This window comes from Dyadobacter sp. CY347 (genome assembly GCF_021502655.1).
In the GTDB taxonomy this organism is placed as follows: domain Bacteria; phylum Bacteroidota; class Bacteroidia; order Cytophagales; family Spirosomataceae; genus Dyadobacter.
The window spans coordinates 154,305-172,873 of record NZ_JAKFFT010000011.1 but is presented as its reverse complement, the minus strand read 5'-3'; the positions used below and the strand labels follow the sequence as shown (position 1 = coordinate 172,873).

20 protein-coding genes are annotated in these 18,569 nt (G+C 43.7%); 4 read left to right on the top strand and 16 right to left on the bottom strand.

The window, feature by feature from the left end; genetic code table 11:
- Positions 1-89 precede the first annotated feature (89 nt).
- The 11 genes from L0659_RS24910 to L0659_RS24860 form a co-directional block, all read right to left on the bottom strand.
- Positions 90-1,352 carry an MFS transporter gene (locus L0659_RS24910; protein ID WP_235129327.1) on the bottom strand — a complete coding sequence of 421 codons (1,263 nt, stop codon included), beginning with the start codon at positions 1,350-1,352 and terminating at the stop codon, positions 90-92.
- A 16-nt stretch (positions 1,353-1,368) separates the two neighbouring features.
- Positions 1,369-1,608, bottom strand: a complete 240-nt coding sequence (locus L0659_RS24905; protein WP_235129326.1) for a hypothetical protein — start codon at positions 1,606-1,608, stop codon at positions 1,369-1,371.
- Between the two features lie 34 nt (positions 1,609-1,642).
- On the bottom strand, positions 1,643-2,230 hold the full coding sequence (locus L0659_RS24900) for a TetR/AcrR family transcriptional regulator (RefSeq protein WP_235129325.1): 588 nt from the start codon (positions 2,228-2,230) through the stop codon (positions 1,643-1,645).
- Between the two features lie 97 nt (positions 2,231-2,327).
- Positions 2,328-3,824, bottom strand: coding sequence for an Eco57I restriction-modification methylase domain-containing protein (locus tag L0659_RS24895; RefSeq protein ID WP_235129324.1), 1,497 nt, complete (start codon positions 3,822-3,824; stop codon positions 2,328-2,330).
- Positions 3,825-3,827: 3 nt separating this feature from the next.
- Entirely contained in the window at positions 3,828-4,277 is a 450-nt protein-coding gene (locus tag L0659_RS24890; RefSeq protein WP_235129323.1) for a PIN domain-containing protein, read from the bottom strand.
- Positions 4,274-4,555, bottom strand: a complete 282-nt coding sequence (locus L0659_RS24885) for a DUF6364 family protein (protein WP_235129322.1) — start codon at positions 4,553-4,555, stop codon at positions 4,274-4,276. The genes L0659_RS24890 and L0659_RS24885 overlap by 4 nt, the downstream gene beginning before the upstream one ends.
- 51 nt (positions 4,556-4,606) lie before the next feature.
- Entirely contained in the window at positions 4,607-5,269 is a 663-nt protein-coding gene (locus L0659_RS24880; protein WP_235129321.1) for a hypothetical protein, read from the bottom strand.
- Positions 5,251-5,751: a hypothetical protein gene (locus tag L0659_RS24875; protein ID WP_235129320.1), complete on the bottom strand. Its 501-nt coding sequence runs from the start codon at positions 5,749-5,751 to the stop codon at positions 5,251-5,253. Before L0659_RS24875 ends, L0659_RS24880 begins: the two co-directional genes overlap by 19 nt.
- Positions 5,752-5,850: 99 nt before the next feature.
- Entirely contained in the window at positions 5,851-6,876 is a 1,026-nt protein-coding gene (locus L0659_RS24870; protein ID WP_235129319.1) for a hypothetical protein, read from the bottom strand.
- 48 nt (positions 6,877-6,924) lie between these two features.
- Positions 6,925-7,935: a hypothetical protein gene (locus tag L0659_RS24865; RefSeq protein WP_235129318.1), complete on the bottom strand. Its 1,011-nt coding sequence runs from the start codon at positions 7,933-7,935 to the stop codon at positions 6,925-6,927.
- A gap of 19 nt (positions 7,936-7,954) precedes the next feature.
- Complete coding sequence (locus L0659_RS24860; protein ID WP_235129317.1) at positions 7,955-8,644, bottom strand: hypothetical protein; 690 nt, start codon at positions 8,642-8,644, stop codon at positions 7,955-7,957.
- A 182-nt stretch (positions 8,645-8,826) separates the two neighbouring features.
- On the opposite strand from L0659_RS24860, the gene L0659_RS24855 reads away from it, so the two are divergent.
- Entirely contained in the window at positions 8,827-9,747 is a 921-nt protein-coding gene (locus L0659_RS24855; protein ID WP_235129316.1) for a sugar phosphate isomerase/epimerase, read from the top strand.
- 130 nt (positions 9,748-9,877) lie between these two features.
- Here the strand turns inward: L0659_RS24855 and L0659_RS24850 are convergent, their stop codons facing one another.
- Positions 9,878-11,041, bottom strand: coding sequence for an MFS transporter (locus L0659_RS24850; protein WP_235129315.1), 1,164 nt, complete (start codon positions 11,039-11,041; stop codon positions 9,878-9,880).
- Positions 11,042-11,350: 309 nt separating this feature from the next.
- On the opposite strand from L0659_RS24850, the gene L0659_RS24845 reads away from it, so the two are divergent.
- Positions 11,351-12,859, top strand: a complete 1,509-nt coding sequence (locus tag L0659_RS24845) for a serine hydrolase (RefSeq protein ID WP_235129314.1) — start codon at positions 11,351-11,353, stop codon at positions 12,857-12,859.
- Between the two features lie 243 nt (positions 12,860-13,102).
- The gene (locus L0659_RS24840) at positions 13,103-13,723 is read left to right on the top strand and encodes a DUF6134 family protein (protein ID WP_235129313.1); all 621 of its coding nucleotides are present in this window, start codon (positions 13,103-13,105) and stop codon (positions 13,721-13,723) included.
- A gap of 52 nt (positions 13,724-13,775) precedes the next feature.
- Here the strand turns inward: L0659_RS24840 and L0659_RS24835 are convergent, their stop codons facing one another.
- The 3 genes from L0659_RS24835 to L0659_RS24825 all read right to left on the bottom strand — a co-directional run bounded on the left by L0659_RS24835 (position 13,776) and on the right by L0659_RS24825 (position 15,987).
- The gene (locus L0659_RS24835) at positions 13,776-14,192 is read right to left on the bottom strand and encodes a hypothetical protein (RefSeq protein ID WP_235129312.1); all 417 of its coding nucleotides are present in this window, start codon (positions 14,190-14,192) and stop codon (positions 13,776-13,778) included.
- A 329-nt stretch (positions 14,193-14,521) separates the two neighbouring features.
- The gene (locus tag L0659_RS24830; RefSeq protein ID WP_235129311.1) at positions 14,522-15,403 is read right to left on the bottom strand and encodes a bestrophin family protein; all 882 of its coding nucleotides are present in this window, start codon (positions 15,401-15,403) and stop codon (positions 14,522-14,524) included.
- Entirely contained in the window at positions 15,400-15,987 is a 588-nt protein-coding gene (locus tag L0659_RS24825; RefSeq protein ID WP_235129310.1) for a PolC-type DNA polymerase III, read from the bottom strand. Before L0659_RS24825 ends, L0659_RS24830 begins: the two co-directional genes overlap by 4 nt.
- 121 nt (positions 15,988-16,108) lie before the next feature.
- On the opposite strand from L0659_RS24825, the gene nspC reads away from it, so the two are divergent.
- Positions 16,109-17,266 (top strand): carboxynorspermidine decarboxylase, encoded by a 1,158-nt coding sequence (nspC, locus tag L0659_RS24820; RefSeq protein WP_235129309.1) that lies wholly within the window; start codon positions 16,109-16,111, stop codon positions 17,264-17,266.
- Positions 17,267-17,396: 130 nt separating this feature from the next.
- Here nspC and L0659_RS24815 read toward each other — a convergent pair whose 3' ends face one another.
- Positions 17,397-18,299, bottom strand: coding sequence for a PIG-L deacetylase family protein (locus L0659_RS24815; RefSeq protein ID WP_235129308.1), 903 nt, complete (start codon positions 18,297-18,299; stop codon positions 17,397-17,399).
- Positions 18,300-18,569: the final 270 nt, after the last annotated feature.

Below are 18,569 nucleotides of genomic sequence, written 5' to 3'. Positions count from 1 at the left end.
GAAGGCGCGTTACTCCTTGGTAACGCGCCTTCGACTCCGCTCAGGCTGACAGGGCTCGGTTAACTTATTATTAACTATCCGCTACAAGCTTAAACCGTAGGCTTCGCCGCAGCTTCCGGCGTGCTTGCCAGCACCTTTGCAGTAACATACTTATGGATCCTGTACATTAAAAATGCAGTCACAACCACTGCCACTACAACAACATTCCCTAATGTAGGATAATGTTCAATGAAACCTGTGCTGGTTTCGGAGACGATGAAACCGGCTAGAAGCGATGCGAGTCCTCCCGCGATTTGCTGGATTGACGAGTTAATTCCCATGAATGCGCCGCGGTCCTGGGGCTCCGGAACAGCGGTCATCAGCGCCGATGCGGAGATCATTCTGGCGGTTATGCCTACGAAAAGCAGCACGTTCAAAATGATAATAATCCAAAGTGGCGTCACGCTCAGGTTGCAATAAATGAGCGTCATCGCACAGGTGATTGCCGAACCGGCCAGGAAAACTTTGTACTTTCCGATCTTATCGCTTAGCTTTCCGATGAACGGACTGAACACCAGCATGCAGAGTCCGGTGATCATATATAAGGTAGGAAGTTGTGCTTCCAGGATGCCTAAGTTATTAACACCATAAGCTGTCCCGAATGGCATCAGCATGAACCCTCCGGTTGCCAGTAATGTAGTTGCGGCAAAAGCTTGAAGATAATCCGGGCGCGATAATGTTTTTCCCAAATGCTGAAATGCATTGCGCTGGGTCTGGATTTTCAAATGTGCGTTAATCGGTTTCATGTAAGTCACGATAAGAAACCCTACGATCACACTCAATCCGACGATCATTAAAAACGGCGCATGCCAGCTGAACTCTTTGGCAAGATAAAGCCCGATCGGGATTCCCAAAACCTGGCTGCTTGCAAATGCCATCTGCACAAAACCCATCACTCGACCACGCGCATTAATAGGGAACAAATCGGTGATAATGGCGAAACTGATGGAGCCGATCACGCCGCCAAAAAGTCCGGTGAATACCCGGGCCATCAGTAGAAAATGATAAGTAGGAGCGATCCCGCACAGGAAAGTCCCGATCATGAAGCCCGTGTAGAAGAACAGGAGCATCTTTTTGCGGTCAAATTTGTCGGCAAACCCCGCAGTGAGCAACCCAGCCGCGCCCGCACTGAACGCATAAGCTGATACCACAAGCCCAAACTGGCTGGTGGTGATATCCAACTTGTCAAGTAAAATGTATCCCAATGGCGAAAGCACCATGAAATCGAGTACAATCGTGAATTGTAATGTGGCTAAAATGGCTATGATAAATTTTTCATAGCCGGAAAATGTGCTTGGTTTAGATTCTGTCATCAGGTGTGGTTGGTTTTTAGTCTGTTAATTCTTCGCAGTTGAACCCCGCATTGGTCACCATATGAATCACAGGTTCATGATGCGGATGCGTCGCTTCAATGCGCAGGACATTGTCGCAGTCCGTCAGATCAATGTTCCATTTGATGATTTCTGAGCAGCCGTCGAGGAGCGGAGTCACGGATTTAACATGTTTTTTGCGATTTATGTTGGTGCGGAATACCAAAATAAATGCTGGTTTGTTGAGATTATTTTTCATGTGAGCTAATTTAAAACAGCCAAAAACCACCGCTTCATGGTTTTAAAGCTTTGATTACCAGGCTTAATGTCAGGTTTATCTTCTCCTCGTCCAAAATAAATGGCGGTCGTCCGGGCATGCTTGATTTCGCAATGTGAAATTTCACTAGTTGATAAAGCGGGGCAAATGCAATCGACCAGTAAATCTCAACCGGCAGCGGGATAATCTCGTTGCGCTCAATGGCCCTATGCACGAACCGGTGCATCGCATTCAGGAAGCGCGTGTCGATATTCGAGCGGTCTACCAAAGGTGAATGCTTGACTTGCTCGGTGAAAAACATGCTGTACGGGTTCTCAAAACAGTAATTCATCCGGTTGAGCCATTGCACTTTCAAGCCTTCGTCAAAATGGGATTCAGGATCAAAATCGCGCAATGTTGCCTCCACCATTTTTTGCATTTCCTCGGCGTACAGCTGTTGGATCAGATCTTCGCGGTCCTTGAAATAAATGTAAATAGTTGCCACCGAAACGCCCGCCGCTTTTGCCAGCTTATGCATACTCAAACCCTCAAATCCATGATTTACAATCATTTCAATCGCCTTTTCACGAATGACGGTTTCTTTGTTAATGTCTCTGGTTCTCAATGCATAATCAATAAAATTTCATCACAAATATAAATGAACGTTCGTTTATTTATTGGCTTTTTATATTAATAATTTGATGTCGAAACCAGCATTCCAGCTACTGAGGCAATGTTATGATAAAATTTTCAATGATCTTTTTATTGTAACCCTTATACCCCCCTTGAAAATCCCGACCGGCAACAGCGATGAATTCTGCCATTCTTTGAGAATTGAGTTGTGCCAATAATGTTTCATAGTCGCCATCATATTTTATAAAATATCCTGAATAAACGGTTACGTCAGGGTTCTCGTAAAGAACAAAATTCGGTGTACGGTTCATGGGAGAAAACACGATCTTTTTCCCATATGTGCTGTCGAGCCCTTGCGCACGGCCGAAAGCATACCAGGCAACCGCATTAGGCTTCCCATTATCACGACGATTGAGGGCAGGTTTTACTTTAAGCAAATAGGAAAAAGTGAGAGGAAACTGTTCTTGAAGGATATTTTCAGGGATAATGCGCTGTTTTCCAGCAGTATCCTTATGATAGGGAAACAAAATATATTCGGTAACCGGGTCAGAGGAGGATTTTAATTTTGACGCCTTAATGATCGGTTTCAGGATGGCTTTTTCGAGATGGACGTGCATACCATCCTTATTTTTGGCATAAACCGTGTTTTCATCCTCACTAATGATGGAAAACAGATAACAGGCGTCGGCCAATGTGGTTATACCCACTGAAATCTGGCAAATATCGCCAAGTTTATATCCTTCAATATGCTCCGAAGTCTTTATAGATAGTTGCCAGGGTCTCGAAGCAGGAAGTTCGGAGAACTGAATTTGCCGCTTTTTGTATTGCAGATCGACACTTTCACATTGCTCATAGGTGAAATTATCCTGCTCTGATCCTTCTTGTTCCGAATTTTCAAAAATTGTGATGGCTGAGTAAGTGGCTGTATTTCCAAAAATGGGCACAGAACCGTAGTTTGTGATCTGTTTCAGGTTTTGATTCTGCTGAAAATAGGAGCGAAGCGGCTTGCCTGTTTCGGAAGTTAAGAAGCCATTGGGTGTCACAAATCCGCAAGTTCCCCCGGGAGAAAGCAATTTCGAAGCAAGCTCAAAAAAAGCGATATAAGCATCTGTTGAGCCCTTTTTGCAAAAAATATAATGGGATTGAATAAATGTTCTCTGCGTTATGGGCAGATGTTGAATGCGAATGTAAGGCGGATTACCAATGATATAATCAAACTTCTCACGCCTCCGAACCTGTTTCAGCGCGTCGCAAAATTTCAGATTCCACTTCATACTTATGCCTTGCGGTTCGACTAAGGCGTCCAGATTTTTCCGGCAAATTTCGAGTGCATGACGATCAATGTCCCAGCCATATATTTGGTTTAAAACACTAACACGCTGATCGTTATCAGTTGTTTTAATGATGTGTTCAACGATAGGAACCAGAAAGCGTCCATCTCCACAGGCCGGATCAAGTATTTTTTTATTGGTTAAATCAGCATGATAAAATCCCGAATCGCCAAGGATTTTTTCAACAATATGAGGGGGCGTATATACCTGGCCAAGGAGCTTCTTTTTCTCGTAAGTGCGTGTCTGTGAAGCCATTAATTAAAAGTCAATACCTTCTTTAGCACCCAGAACATTAATTATAAAATCTCTCGGTGCAAAGATTTGGATCTTGTCTTTTGCGAAAGGCTTAAAGTCAGAAATATTGGACGTAATAAGATAGTCACACTCATCTTTTATCGCATTCATATATTGATACGAATCTTCCAAGTCTTTAAAAGGTGAGTCTAAGCCATCCATGAACACTTTTTTATCCGTTTTGCAAATGTGGAACATCGAAAGATATTGCTCTATTTGCACCTTTAACCTTTCTCCTCTAACCCCCTGTTTATGTAAAACATAGGTGAATGTGTAGATGCAGCCGGATGAAATTACAATGGTAACATCATTTTTCGATGCCCAATAAATCAAATAGGAAATTTCAATCGGCTGCCCCGTTTGACGCATTAATGCATGATCAATCAGCACATTCGTATCAAAAAAAATCCTCATAACCCGTAACGCTCCTTAATTCGCATGTCCTGGATTTCATCGTCAGTCAGGTTGTCCAGCGGCCCGCCTTTTGCGCATCCCATAAGCTCAAACGCCAACGAATTTTTAAAATCAGATTGACTTTCGGCTTTGCTCGTTTTAGAATACTCTACCAGGTAATCCTCTACAATACTCGAAAGAGAGGATCCATCTAATTGTGCATACTTTTTAGCATTTTCAATAGCCGATTTTTTCACCGTCAGCGTCAATTTCACCTTGGGTTCTTTTGTAGATTTCATTTTACACGTGTGTTATTGAATAATAGCATTTAAATATACGTACAAAATTTATTATTTCAACGCACAAATCCGAAAGCCCGGCAGCTTCCTGATATGATTCGTCACGACTGGCGGGTCGATGTCCCGAAACAAGACTTCATACGTATTTTCGTAAAAAGTGAATGAAGTTCCGTCGGAGCGGGTACGTTTTGTGCCGCTTTTGTAAAGGGTTCCGATTTCTCCTTTTTCCAAAGCGACTTTGTCAATGAAGCCGAGTAGGGAGGCGACGGTTCCTTCGGTGGGGCATTGGTGGAAGGAAATGCAGAAGTAATGTGAAGTTTTGGAATTGGCTTTGTGGAGTTGCGAAGATGGAATGTTCAAAACGTAATCGGACCCTAGCATACCGGTTCGACGCTTCATGGATTTGATGTCGACGGAAAATGAATGTTCTTCGGATTTGATTAAAAAATCCTGACCCCAGTCCTGACCGTCCGTTGCGCCGAAAGATTTGGTCGGTCGGGGCAAGTGATAGCAGTCTGCAAAAATGACTTCTCCCAAGCTTCCGGTGAAACGCATCATTCTTGTTTGCGAAAGTTTGTCGTTGTGCTTGTCCCAAACGTTGGCGACGTGATGATGACGAAGTGAATGCTCAACCAGCTCGCGCGCAAAAATCCGCTGATTTTCGGCGATTGAGATTTGAATATACGAGCCCTTGGTCAGAACAGTTTGCTCCATGCAAATCTAATCGCTAGTAAAGTGAGCACGAAACCGATCAAAATGGCACTAAACGGAACGTAAGTCCATGCTACTAAGTGGATTCTGTCGACAAACCACATAACTCCGATGAGTGCAAAAATTAATGTCAGAAATCCGGAAATCTTGCCAAAACCCGGAATAAGTGAAAATGGGATTTTGCTTTTGATCAGCATCAATGTTAATCCCATTGAAATGATCGGCAAAAACTGCATGATAATGTTTGCCTGCCAAACACTTTGTCTTTCGAACAAGAAAAGGTAAATGTTGAGGGTGACTGCGAAAATTCCGGGAATGCAAACTGCGTAGACAAGCACGGCATAAACGTAACTCCATAATTTAACATCCTTGCTGCCGTCTGCTGCCAGTCCAATGATCCAGGCAAAAATGGGTAGCAAAATAAAATAGATCGCCAGCGGCCAGGGGTTTTCCGAAATGGAATTAAAGAGTTGGGATAGTGTCATGTGGTCATTTGCAATAAAAAGGAAAGATAATAAAAGAGGAGGGGAATTTTACATTTGTAAATTTCCTCTCCTCCAAAAATTTCACTGTCTTCTGTCAGCTTATAAACCTAACAAGAAACCGATTGTAAAGTTTGCGTCCCAGTCGAAGACAAATTGCTGGCAGCCAGTGGCATCCGTAACTGCCTTATAAATGTTAACACCAGCTTTCGATTTGGCATTTGTTAATTTGGAATAAGCCAATGGTGCGCTCAGAGTAGTGTAACGCTCTTTTCCTTTGCGTACTTCCTTGGCCATTTCAAAAGGAACACCGCCGATGATGAAGCAGGTTTTTCTCAGGTCTTCCGGAATTTGTTTTGCCTTCGCGCTCACTTCCTGGTAGACTTTTGAATCGTCCGTTCCTTCCTGGAAATATTTGGCTCCATAAGATTCAAGCGCTGAAACTTTGCCATTCTTCATCCACGAAATCTTAGTATTCCCGGAACCAATGTCAACTACAAATGCTTTGTCTGCATAGTCAGCTGGCAACACCGATTTCAATGCTAATTGACCTTCCTGTTCAGCAGTAACCTGGTTTACAACATACCCCAAAGATTTCAAAACTCGCGTAATTTTCACCGTAACATCAGCTTTCGCAGCGCCTGAACTTACAACGAAGTGAATGTCTTTGCTGCCCACACCGTAATCCAGCATGCCGCCAATGTATTTCTTCAGACCAATTCTGACATCTTCGTCAGTGGCCATATTTTCTGTTACCAGGCTATTTCCGAACTCAGATTTTTCCAACGACCAGCGTTTTTCTTTATCAACCTTAATAATGAATGAATTGAAACCGCTCGCACCAAGCTCAACTACGCCGCGCAATTTGCCGTCAACCGGCGCAGGAGGAGTGTAACTGAATGCTGAAACTTCTGTTGATGTTGCTTCTGAATTTTCCGTCGGCGTCTCCGTTTCTGATGAAGGCATATCAGGATCGGTATTACTTGCTTCGGTCTGCGGACTTTGCGCCCGGTCCTCGGCCATTTGGTTCAGGGCTTTTTCACCACCCAGGTATTTATATCCTAGAAAGATGGCTCCAATAATGATAGCGGTGATGATTAACCTGCCTGCAACTGTTAGTCTTTTCATTGATATTATTTGTAAAATGAATAATGTAAATCGAAGTAAGGAAGAATGTTAATCCAGCAAACCTTTGTAACTGGAATCTTTCGGAGTTTCTACCGAACGGTTAGTGGGTTGCGGATTATCGAGTTGAATAAGTTTGAACTGCCCCGAGTTATAAGCTTCAAGCATCGCTTGTCCTTTGTCTGAAAGCAAACCGTTTTGCACATCCACGCCATTAATAAAGTCCAGTGAGAGATCCATCGCGCGTTTCATCTCACCCAATTTCTGGCTCATATCATCCTGAATGTATTCCATCGACTCGTCGAAATAGAACTTCTTGTCGGGATTTCCTTTGAAAATGCTGACTGCCGTACGCAATGCATTGGAGCTTTCCTTTACAATTCTATATTCTGCTTCTTTAAGTTTAACCTTAATTTCCGTCTCTTTAATAATGTAATCTGCGCTTTTGTTCACTTTTTCCATGAATTCAAGCACCGTTTTCATGTTACGTTGGAGCGGGAAAAGCTTTTCGTTCATTTCCTGCAAACCGGCTCCTTCAATCGTTGCCAAAGAAGCCGTTTCCTTCATGCCCGGACGGTCCAGCATCGTGCTCGCTTTGTTTGCCTCCGCAAATTTCTGCTTGATCTGCTCGTTATTCTCATTAATGTTCTTATTCAATTTCACAAGCTGACCAGCCAATGTATTGATCTGACCCTGCATTTTCTCTCTTTTCTCTTTCAGGTCATCAATGTAGATTTTCATGATCGCAATCGGGTCCAGCTTGATAATCAGCCCGGTAATGTTACGCATGAGTGTTTTGAAAAGGAAGAAAACCGCCGTCCTGACATCTTTGCTGGTAAACAAAAAGATCAGTAATGCGAGCGCAGCCATTAAAAAGCCCAGATAGAGCGTGTTTTTGGTCACTTCTATCAGGAAAGCTGCGATTTTATTCCAAAAATAAAGGGTTATCGCCCCGGCTCCTCCGAGAAAAAGGAGTGAGGTTATGCCTTCGGGCTTGCTCCAATAAGATCGCTTGGCGTCTTCCTGAGAGCCTCCGATTTGTGTAAAATCTGGTGTAGCCATTGTTGATCGAAATGTTAGGTTATTTAAGATATTGATTGATTTTGTTTAAATCCGACTTGATCTGATCCACGAAACTCAGGTAAGTAATTTCAAAACTATCCTTGTTCGCATTGATCTTCGCGCTCTGTTCAGCCACTTCTCCGGAAATCTGTCCAAGACGGTTTTTATTCTCGTCGACTTTCTTTTGAAGGTCAGCAATTTGCTGGGCAATGGCTTTGTTGGAATCTTCCAGCCGTTTTTCTTCGTCCTGCAACGCCCCGACGCGATCCTTGATCGCCTTTTCGACGTCTTTCAAAAATGAAGCCCTGTCCTTGTCCAGAATTCCCAGATATTGGTTGGCCGAAGTATTCAAAACCATGGTTTCCTTCACGCCGCCCATAGCTTTGAAGCTTGCCCAGGCAGCCTGGAACTGCTTTTCTTCTCCTAATCCGAGCCCTTCCATGCTTTGCAGTGCCTGTTTGTATTCAAAATAATCAGGTCCCGGAAGGTTGGCTTTTTCGAGCAGGCTCACAAAGTGTTCGGTGAATTTCTTGTCGATGTTGCCCGTGCCCGCAGCGTTAGGGGCGGTGTTCGCGATGACTGGTTTGGGGGCTTCCGATGCTTGATTAGCGGCTGCCGTTGTAGGAGTTGCCTGCCTGATCGGTTCCTCACCTTCCTTGATAAAAAAGCTGAGTATCTTCTTTCCAATACCCGGTTCTGAATCTGCCATATGCGTATAAAGTGTTGATTTTGTTAGATCAATATTACTAAAATTAAAAGGATTTCGTACCGTACGATAATTACCAATGGTGCCCTGAATTGATGAAGCCTCGTAAAATTTGGATAGAATTGCAGGTGATTCTTGAATGCCGCCGGTTTTTTAATGAAGTTTGCCTCAAAAACTAAATCCTTATGCTTAAACTAGGTTTTAACAGCGCCATTCTGGGCGATTTTGGCTTCGAACACGTGGTTCAGTTCGCAGGTAATCATGGGTTTTCTTGTGTTGAAATGATGTGCTGGCCGTCGGATAATGCGGATAGCCGAAGATATGCGGGCGTCACGCACATTGACGTGAACGACCTGACGCCGGAGCGCATTTCCGTTATTAAGCATACATTGAAGGAAGCCAATGTTACGATCTCTGCGCTGGGTTATTATCCCAATCCGCTGGATCCGGACGAGGAGCGTTCCGGTTACTATATCGAGCATATCAAACAAGTGATCCGCGGAGCAGCGAAGCTGAACATTCCTGTTGTGACCACATTCATCGGGCGCAATCCCGCTAAGAGCATTAAGGAGAACCTGGCCAAATTTGCGAATGTCTGGCCTGCGATCGTGAAAGTTGCTGAAGAGGAAAATATCAAGATCGGCATTGAGAATTGCCCGATGTTCTTCACGGACGACGAATGGCCGGGCGGTAAAAACCTGGCGATCAGTCCGGCGGTTTGGGATAGAATGTTCGAGATTATTCCAAGTCCTATATTCGGTTTGAATTACGATCCTTCGCACATGATCTGGCAGATGATGAGCGAAACCAGGCCGATTTATGATTACAAAGATCGCCTGCACCACATTCATTTAAAGGACGCCAAAGTCTATAAAGACAAACTGGATAGGGTAGGCATTATGGCCAATCCGCTGGAATATCATTCACCAAAACTTCCGGGATTAGGAGATGTGAACTGGCGCGCATTCTTCGCGGCTCTTACGGACGTGCGTTACCGGGGCCCGGTTGTGATTGAGGTGGAAGATAAGGCTTACGAAGGCAGCATTACCGATGTGCAAAGCGCAATCCTGACAAGCAGAAACTATCTCCGCCAGTTTCTTGGCTAAAAATCCTGATAGCATTGTTAAATCTGCTTATTAGCAGGCAGATTTAACATTTTAGCATTGCATTTAATGTAAAAAAGGATAACCTCACGATTATCCTTTTAGTACTGAAAATAATATAACCAACGTTGGCTTATTGGATCAATTTGGCTTTTGCTGATAAGAATGCGGTTAATGATGCCAGTATGCCAACGATGCCGAATGACCATCTCAAATCAGCGAACTGCGCTACGATCCCGATCAACGGCGGCCCGATCAGGAATCCGATGAAACTAATGCTCGAAACTGCTGCCAATGCCATTCCGGCTGACATAGTGGTTGATTTTCCTGCTGCGCTGTAAACCAAAGGAACAACCGAAGAAACGCCGAATCCTACGAGCAGAAAGCCGAATGTTGCCGGAACCAGGAATGGAAACAACACCGCAATGGCAAGCCCCAAGCCCATGAGCGAGCCGCTGATCTGCAACATTTTCTTGCGTCCGATGCGGTTAGCAAGCCAGTCGCCGGCAAACCGTCCGCCTGTCATGGTGCCCATAAATGCCACATAACCAAGCGTTGTTAATGATGCAGGCACATGAACTGCTTCCTGGAAGTAAACGCCGCTCCAATCGAACATGGCGCCTTCGCAGACCATTGCACAGAAACCGATCAGGCCGAGCATTAGCAAATCACGATCAGGTTTTACAAACATCGGTTGCGCTTCGCCTTCGTTTTTCTCGCTATCAGGCATCGTGTGCTTGTAGGCAGTGAAAATGATGATGAATGCAGCCAGTGCGATAATGCTAAAATGAATATGAGGAGGGATACTAACCGAAATGAAAAAAGAGCCGATCATTGCGCTCACAAATCCTGCCAGACTCCACAAACCGTGAAATGAGGCCATTATGGATTTTCCGTAGACTTGCTCCACCGCAACAGCTTGCGTATTGACAGCAATGTTGGTCAGGTTTCCCCAAAGTCCGAACGCGAACAGTGCAATGACCAGATGCTCGGTCCTGGTTACAAAACCTATAAATGATAATGTGACCGCATACAGGATCGCGCCGATCAAAACCATTTTTTTACTTCCATAATGTGTCACCATCCAGCCCGAGATGGGTAAGCTGGCCATTAAGCCGATGGGCAATGCTAAAAGTACAGTTCCCAAACCGCCTTCGGTCAGGTGCAGCATATTTTTGATATCCGGAATCCGGCTTGCCCAGGCGGCGAAGCTAAGTCCCTGGACAAAGAAAAAAGCAGCGACGGCGAGGCGTAAATACTTTCGGGAGTCGGAGGGGGCAAATATTGAATAATTCATAGGAGTGAAAATTTTATGACGGATGTGTGTACAACTATCAATTCGAGTTTATTTGTTATAATTTTTTTAAGATACAGATTTTTAGAAATAGTGAAAAACAAAGATTGCATTTTTTGCTTACAGCATCTCTGATGCAAAATTAACGGATTATAGAACATTATAATTCATCATTGTTGTACTTTTTAAATAATATTAAAAAGTATGTGTTGTACAAAAGTAAGAAATTGGTTTTTTAAACAGTGCATCTTCAAACTAGCGTCGCGCATTTTGTAAATTCACTTTTCAGCCATCATAAAAATCATTGGATTAATGAAATTTGCCTTTACTTTACTCATTAGTTTTTTACTCATAACAAGCACGTTTGCGCAGGAAAGTAGCGGAGATCGCGCTGCGCGGATCAAAGCGACATTGCCTGTCATTGAGAAAATGTACAATGACTACGCGGAGAAAAATCATTTTCCCGGGCTAGCATTTGGGATTGTGGCTGATGGCCAGCTTGTTTTGTCTGGCGCAACGGGTTTTTCAGACATCGCGACGGAGACGAAAGCATCGCCGGGTTCCTTGTTCAGGATTGCGTCCATGTCAAAAAGTGTGACGGCGATGGGAATCCTGGCGCTCAGAAAAGAAGGAAAACTGAAACTGGACGATCCTGCCTATTTATACATTCCCGAATTGAAAGAAATGCCCGGATTAACAACGGACGCGCCTGCTATCACGATCAGACATCTGCTAACGCATCAGGCAGGCTTCCCGGAAGACAATCCCTGGGGCGACAGGCAGTTGGATACCAAAGATGAGCAGCTCATTGAATTGATCAAAAAAGGAATTTCTTTTTCCAATGTCCCCGGCGTGACTTATGAATACAGCAACCTGGGATTTGCTATGCTGGGCAAAATTATTAGTAATGTGTCCGGGAAGCCTTATCAGCAATACATTGATGAGGTGATTTTCAAACCATTGGGCATGAACAGCACCATTTGGGAATATACTAACGCGCCTGCAAACCTTTTGGCGCACGGATATCGCTTTGAAGACGAATTGTGGAAGGAAGAAGATTTGGAACACGACGGGACTTATGGCGCAATGGGAGGCTTGATCACTTCTATTGATGATTTTAGCAAATATGTTTCCTTCCACCTGTCGGCGTGGCCGGCCGGCAATGATCCGGAAACCGGGCCGGTTCTAAGAAGCGATGTGCGTGAAATGCAGATGCCGTGGAATTTCAGCGGTTTGAATGCACAATATAAGTATCCAAGCGGGCGCCCCTGTGCAATGACTTCCGGCTATGGCTACGGATTGCGTTGGAGCCGCGACTGTGAGGGGCGGACCGGAGTAGGGCACACGGGAGGCTTGCCAGGCTTTGGCAGTCAATGGCAGATCTTGCCAGAATATGGCATCGGTATCCTTGCGCACGCGAACCGCACATACGCAGGAATGGCGACCATTAACACTGCCGTGCTGGATACGATCATTACATTAGCAGGTTTGAAACCACTTCCGGTTGAGGTTTCAAGTGTTTTAAGACAAAGAAAAGATGCGTTGCTAAAACTTTTGCCACATTGGGAAGGTGTAGAACAAAGCGGAATTTTTGCCGAGAATTTCTTTCCGGACAGATCCGTAAACCATCGGAAACAGGAGCTGGACGCAATCCTTACGCAAGCAGGCAATGTGACCGGATCGACAGAAATAACAGCGCAGAATCAATTAAGGGGCAGTTTTTTCCTGAATTGCTCAAATGGCAATGTTCGTGTTTTCTTTACATTGTCGCCCGAAAACCCGGCATTGATCCAGCAACTTGATTTCTCGCTTGCCAAATAGTTTATCCAAACTGAGCAACATTAACACTCACCTTACGCTGAAATTCAGAAAGTTTTAGGGTTCCGGAGAAGGATTTCTGATATTGGGTAATAATGCTTCATTCAGTCCCCACATTACCCTACGGAAAATTATTGAGCGGCCGGTGAGCGTGTCCTATCGGTGATTATATGGATGAAAGGCAATAGGAACAATAGTTTAGAGTTATATAAGGAACGCACTATTCCGACAGCAAACAGATATAAAATGAGAGTTTCAGGGTATTTAGTTTTTGGCGTGTTATTTCTTTCGGCTTCATTGGTCCAGGCGCAAAATTTTTACGACGTCATTGTCGCGGGCCGTACTATCGGATCATTGAAGGTTTTTGACGATCTCGGTAAGGATGATTCTGAGCAGCACCGTATTGAATCAGATTTCAAGGTAATGTTCTACAAGGGTAAATATTCAACCCAGGCGAATTATTCCGGAGGCAAGCTGGTATCGGCTACCTGCGCGCATCATGTGAACGGGGATTTGAAGGAAAAAACATTGACAAAGAGTGCGGCGAAAAGTTCTTATGAAGTTCTGTTTTCAGGTGAAGATGGAGAAGATAAGCCCAAGCTTTCCCTGAATATGCCGATCAGCAGTACAATAACCGGTCTGTATTACAAAGAACCTATCAATATTAACGAGGTCTATTCCGAGCGCTATGGCAAAATGTGCAGTGTCAAAAAGCTTTCGGAAGGCAAATATGGCGTAACGCTTCCGGATGGCAAGCAGGGAATTTATTCTTATAAAAACGGCCTCTGCCAGGAAGTCAAGACAGACCTGGCTGGTTTTAAGCTGAGGATTGTCCTCAACGAGAAGAAACAGGTTAGCAGTTTATAGCCAAAAAAAAATCCGGTCAGTTTGACCGGATTTTTTTTGGAGCTTCGAATTCTTAATCGACAGTAGGATATGCTGTGCTGTCTGATTTATTATAGTAATCGGCAACTTGCGTATTGTTGCTTCTCGTAATGTTCGTTGGCGTCTTATAATTTCTTGGCGAAATTAATGGGTTAATGTCGACTCCCTCTGGTGAGTAACGCTTTGTAATTACCAACGTCACCGGACGCGGCGCATACTTGGGCGTATTGCTCACATAGCGGCTTTGCTGATGTTTGCTGTAAGTTTCAACAGTGTTCAAATTATAAACAACTGCATCGTTACCGCGTTTGGCCTTGGCTTTTGCAGCCTTATTCGGGTGTTTGTAATTGTGAACCGAAACACCTGGATCAACAATGGACTGCGCCTGAGCACTGAATGTTACTAGTCCTGTAAGTAATAATATAGATACTAAAAAAGATGACTTATTCATGATATTATCCGTTTAATCGAGTAATAAAACCTCCCGTTGTACGGGATTTCCATGAATATAGAAAAATTCCTGCCACCTTCCCAAGCCCTAAAAACAGGCTGAAATCTATAAAAAAGCCATTATAGGATTAACTTTCAAGTAAAAATCAGGAAAATATTGTTAGTATGACAAGATTAGGTTTTCTATGAAAGTCATTTATTTAAAAATTCATTCAAAATCGAAAAAAGAGGGTAAAATTAACTAATGAAGATTTCCTCAAAAAAATTAAAAATTTAATCAAACTTTTAACGGATTCTAATTTCTTCCTAATAATTGGGCCATTCCTGACATTATTGCAGCAACGCACGTGTGGAAGTTTGGATACCACTACAAATCCGCTCCATCGGCAGATCGTTACTATCCACTCCAAACGGATCTTCAATCTCTTCCGCAATCACTTCAAGGCTCGCCAGAATGTAAAACACAAACATCACAAACGGAACAACAAGGAAATGCAGGCTGAAAACGTAACCAATCGGAAGGGTAAGGCAATAAATAAAGATGAACTTCTTGATAAAGGAGCTGTAAGACAATGGAATAGGCGTGTTCTTAATCCGCTCACAAGCTCCGCAAATGTTGGTAAAAGCTTCCAGTTCGTGATTCAGCAGGATGGTATGTTCAGGCAATAAGACGCCCGCTTTTTGCAACTCAATCACCTTCCCGAAAATTGCTGCGGCGATTTGATTAGGGATATGATCGTGAACTTTTAGTGCCGTTTTTTTGAATAACTCAGAATCGTCAAATTCCTCAGACCTGTAACCACTGCGCAGGTGATTCTTTAATGCGAAGGCGTAATTGGGAATCATTTTCATGAAGAACTTCCTTTCCAATTCATTATCTTTTCCAAGCAACGCATTGATTTTTAATGCCAGGTTTCGGCTGATGTTCATCAAAGATCCCCATTGCTTGCGACCTTCCCACCAGCGGTCGTAAGCCGTATTAGTCCTGAAAACCAGCAACATCGAGATCACAAATCCCAACAGCGAATGCATTAGGGAAATGTTTTTCAGGTCGGTGTTTTCCTTTAATTTAAAATGGATCAGCAATAAATAGGCAACAGCTAAGGAATACACCGCAATGGTCATGATCAGTGGCATGAGTTTGCGAACCGTATCTCCTTTTTGGAAATAAAATATGTATCTAAACCACTCTTTGGGATTGTAATCGATCATTTGAGTTTAACATTGTCAATTAGTTTAAAGAATTCTTTCAGGCACTTGGCGGTCAATCGGGCATCTTCCAATGCATTATGGGTCTCTTCTTCCCGCTCAAAACCAAAGTAAGTGGCCACTGAACCAAGGCTCAGCGAGCGAGGGACGGTTTTACCATTCTTCTCTAATATTTGAAAAAATAAATACGACACGGTATGGAGGTCAATCAGCTTGTTCGAGAATCCCCATTTCATTTTCTCATTCCGGTAAGCATAGCGAAGAAAATTAATGTCGTTAATGACACTTTGTCCGCAAATGATGACATTGGTTAAGTTAGGCTTTCCAACATTCAATTTTTTAATCCACTTTTCAAACTCCGGCAAAACGTCGTAAATCATGGGTGCATCTTCGAGATCGGCCATTGACAATCCATGCACTTCTTCTGACTTAACAGAAAAAGCTTCTTCATTTTCCGGATAGACATTCTGTAAATATGTGCCCAGCGAGCGCCAGTTGTCGTCAAAAAACTCTGCTCCAATTTGTATAATCTCATTCCAGCCCGGCTCAGGGCCCGTCATTTCAATGTCTAATACGAGGAAGGCCATGCGGTGGTTTTGGTTGGTGACAGAAAATTGGAGCTCTTTTGAAACTCAAACTTATACTTTTGTGTACAAAAATAGAGAAACCTTACATTTAGCTGATTCATTCATTATTCATTTATATAAAATGCCCATCGATTACAATGAAATCCCGTCGCCTTGTTTTGTTCTGGACGAAGCACTTCTGCGTCAGAATCTGACCTTGATCGATTCGGTGCAGCAGGCGGCCGGTTGCAAAATCATCCTGGCCTTGAAAGGTTTTTCCATGTTCAGCGCTTTTCCGATTGTGAAAGAATATCTCAGCGGTGCTACGGCAAGTTCGCTCAATGAGGTGAAGCTGATTAATGATTTCATGGGTTACCAGGCGCATACATACATGCCTGCGTATCTCGATAGTGAATTCAGTGAGATCATGGAACGCAGCAGCCACATTACATTCAATTCGCTGAGTCAATGGGAACGGTTTAAAGATAGGGTGGAAGCTTTCAAAGCCACAAACCCTTCCCGCGAGCTTTCTTGCGGAATCCGTGTAAACCCGCAATATTCGGAAGTTGCAACCGATATGTACAATCCATGTGTGCCAGGCTCACGGCTTGGCATCACGCGGGACAAAATGCCGGATACATTGCCGGAAGGAATTGACGGCATCCACTTCCATACACTTTGTGAAAATGGCTCCGACACCTTGGAGCGGACACTGGAAGCATTGGAGTCTCGTTTCGGAAATTTACTGCATCAGGCCAAATGGTTGAACATGGGAGGCGGTCATTTAATGACACGAAACGGATACGACATTGAAAAACTAATAAAATTAGTTAGTAATATAAGAGTTAAGTATGATCTGAATGTGATACTGGAGCCGGGTTCAGCCATAGCTTGGCGGACGGGTGTTTTGGTTACAACTGTGCTGGACGTTATGGACAGTCAGGGCATTGACGTTGCGATCCTGGACACATCATTTGCAGCACATATGCCTGACACTTTGGAGATGCCTTACAAGCCCACAATTACTGGTGCCAGCATGGAAGCAACAGCAGGAAAACCCACATACCGGATGGGCGGTATGACATGCCTGGCAGGAGACTTTATCGGAGACTATTCGTTCGATGAGCCCTTGTCGGCTGGAGATAAAATCATATTTGAGGATATGATACACTACACCATGGTGAAAACGACAACATTTAACGGTGTTAACTTACCTTCCATTGGTATAGTAGATGCTGACGGTGATTTTAAATTGATCAAATCGTTCGGATACGAAAGTTTCAAAGACAGGTTATCGTAGTAAACGTCTCATTTCCGTTACCTTTTAGTCAGATATTCAAAAGCCTCGTTCGAATAATCGTTATAAAACAATAAAAAGAACGAGGCTTTCGAATAAGGCAATATGTGAAGTTGTTTGCTATTTCTGCGGCTCAATTACCCTGCGGGAGCATTGGAAATAATCTTCTTATTTCCTCTGGCGAAGGCTGCTTCCCGTATTCTGTTATTTCAAAGACTTCCACAAATTTGATCTTCTCGGACTGCTCCTTTCCATACCATTTTTCAATAGTAAGCTTGATTTCCGGGGTGATGGAAGAGCGTTTCTCTGTTGCTGTCAAGAGCCACTTTTTTCGTTCTTCCAAGCCTTTCGGAACATTAGCAAGGTCTTGATTTGTCCAGGGCAACCATTCGTAGAATTGGGAGACGTGTGCGTCCAGTCCATCTACTTTTTTAGTAATTGCTGTGGTGATATCAATTGCAATGTCAGGGCGGAACGGATTCGGACGTTGAAAGCGATCGCGAAAGTATAGAAAAACAGGGTTTTTGACCAGTGGAGGCACACTGCTAAGAATATTAGGCACGATTACCAGGTAAGAAGCGTCCTGCACAATCACGCCTGTATTGCGATGATCAGGGTGGTAATCATTGGTTCGGGGTGCGATGACTACATCGGCGTTCCACTCACGGATTTTCCGGATTACGGACAGCCGGTTTTCCAATGTGGGGAAAAGCTCACCGTCATGGTTGTCGAGCACGTCGTATTCGATGCCCAGTCGCTTGGCAACTTCTTGCGTTTCACCTAGCCGGCGCCTGGCAAGCTCTCCGCCTCCGATATCCTGGTGGCCAGCATCACCATTAGTAAGGGAAACAAATTTCACCTTATGCCCCATTGTCGAATAAATGGACGCGACGCCGCCTGCTCCCAGATCGCAATCGTCGGGATGCGCGCCGAATACAATTATTTTTAGCGGCGTTTTGCCGGCTTCCTTCGCATTTTGGGAATATGCGGGCGATTGCCACAACATTAAAAATGGCAGAAATAAAATTTTTCTCATTTGGTTCAATGGATTTGGGTTGGGAATGATGCAAAATAGGAATTAAAATTTGTAGTTTTTTTTATGAGAAACTTTCTGCATTTTATTAAGTCATAATCGCAGTCAATACACAGGCAAAAGCGTGTTTGGATTAAATAGGAGTAGAAAAATTTCAGCCTGCTAACCTTCCAGAGTAACAAGTGTTTAATGATTTTGCGGTAATATTTAAAAAGCCGCCGCTTAGATTCTTCTAATATTCCTGTATCTTTGCATCCCGTAATCATAGAAAAA

Coding starts and splice junctions, on each gene's coding strand:
- L0659_RS24910 (WP_235129327.1), bottom strand. CDS start 1,352: ATGACAGAATCTAAACCAAGCACATTTTCCGGCTATGAAAAATTTATC.
- L0659_RS24905 (WP_235129326.1), bottom strand. CDS start 1,608: ATGAAAAATAATCTCAACAAACCAGCATTTATTTTGGTATTCCGCACC.
- L0659_RS24895 (WP_235129324.1), bottom strand. CDS start 3,824: ATGGCTTCACAGACACGCACTTACGAGAAAAAGAAGCTCCTTGGCCAG.
- L0659_RS24890 (WP_235129323.1), bottom strand. CDS start 4,277: ATGAGGATTTTTTTTGATACGAATGTGCTGATTGATCATGCATTAATG.
- L0659_RS24885 (WP_235129322.1), bottom strand. CDS start 4,555: ATGAAATCTACAAAAGAACCCAAGGTGAAATTGACGCTGACGGTGAAA.
- L0659_RS24880 (WP_235129321.1), bottom strand. CDS start 5,269: ATGGAGCAAACTGTTCTGACCAAGGGCTCGTATATTCAAATCTCAATC.
- L0659_RS24875 (WP_235129320.1), bottom strand. CDS start 5,751: ATGACACTATCCCAACTCTTTAATTCCATTTCGGAAAACCCCTGGCCG.
- L0659_RS24870 (WP_235129319.1), bottom strand. CDS start 6,876: ATGAAAAGACTAACAGTTGCAGGCAGGTTAATCATCACCGCTATCATT.
- L0659_RS24865 (WP_235129318.1), bottom strand. CDS start 7,935: ATGGCTACACCAGATTTTACACAAATCGGAGGCTCTCAGGAAGACGCC.
- L0659_RS24860 (WP_235129317.1), bottom strand. CDS start 8,644: ATGGCAGATTCAGAACCGGGTATTGGAAAGAAGATACTCAGCTTTTTT.
- L0659_RS24855 (WP_235129316.1), top strand. CDS start 8,827: ATGCTTAAACTAGGTTTTAACAGCGCCATTCTGGGCGATTTTGGCTTC.
- L0659_RS24850 (WP_235129315.1), bottom strand. CDS start 11,041: ATGAATTATTCAATATTTGCCCCCTCCGACTCCCGAAAGTATTTACGC.
- L0659_RS24845 (WP_235129314.1), top strand. CDS start 11,351: ATGAAATTTGCCTTTACTTTACTCATTAGTTTTTTACTCATAACAAGC.
- L0659_RS24840 (WP_235129313.1), top strand. CDS start 13,103: ATGAGAGTTTCAGGGTATTTAGTTTTTGGCGTGTTATTTCTTTCGGCT.
- L0659_RS24835 (WP_235129312.1), bottom strand. CDS start 14,192: ATGAATAAGTCATCTTTTTTAGTATCTATATTATTACTTACAGGACTA.
- L0659_RS24830 (WP_235129311.1), bottom strand. CDS start 15,403: ATGATCGATTACAATCCCAAAGAGTGGTTTAGATACATATTTTATTTC.
- L0659_RS24825 (WP_235129310.1), bottom strand. CDS start 15,987: ATGGCCTTCCTCGTATTAGACATTGAAATGACGGGCCCTGAGCCGGGC.
- nspC (WP_235129309.1), top strand. CDS start 16,109: ATGCCCATCGATTACAATGAAATCCCGTCGCCTTGTTTTGTTCTGGAC.
- L0659_RS24815 (WP_235129308.1), bottom strand. CDS start 18,299: ATGAGAAAAATTTTATTTCTGCCATTTTTAATGTTGTGGCAATCGCCC.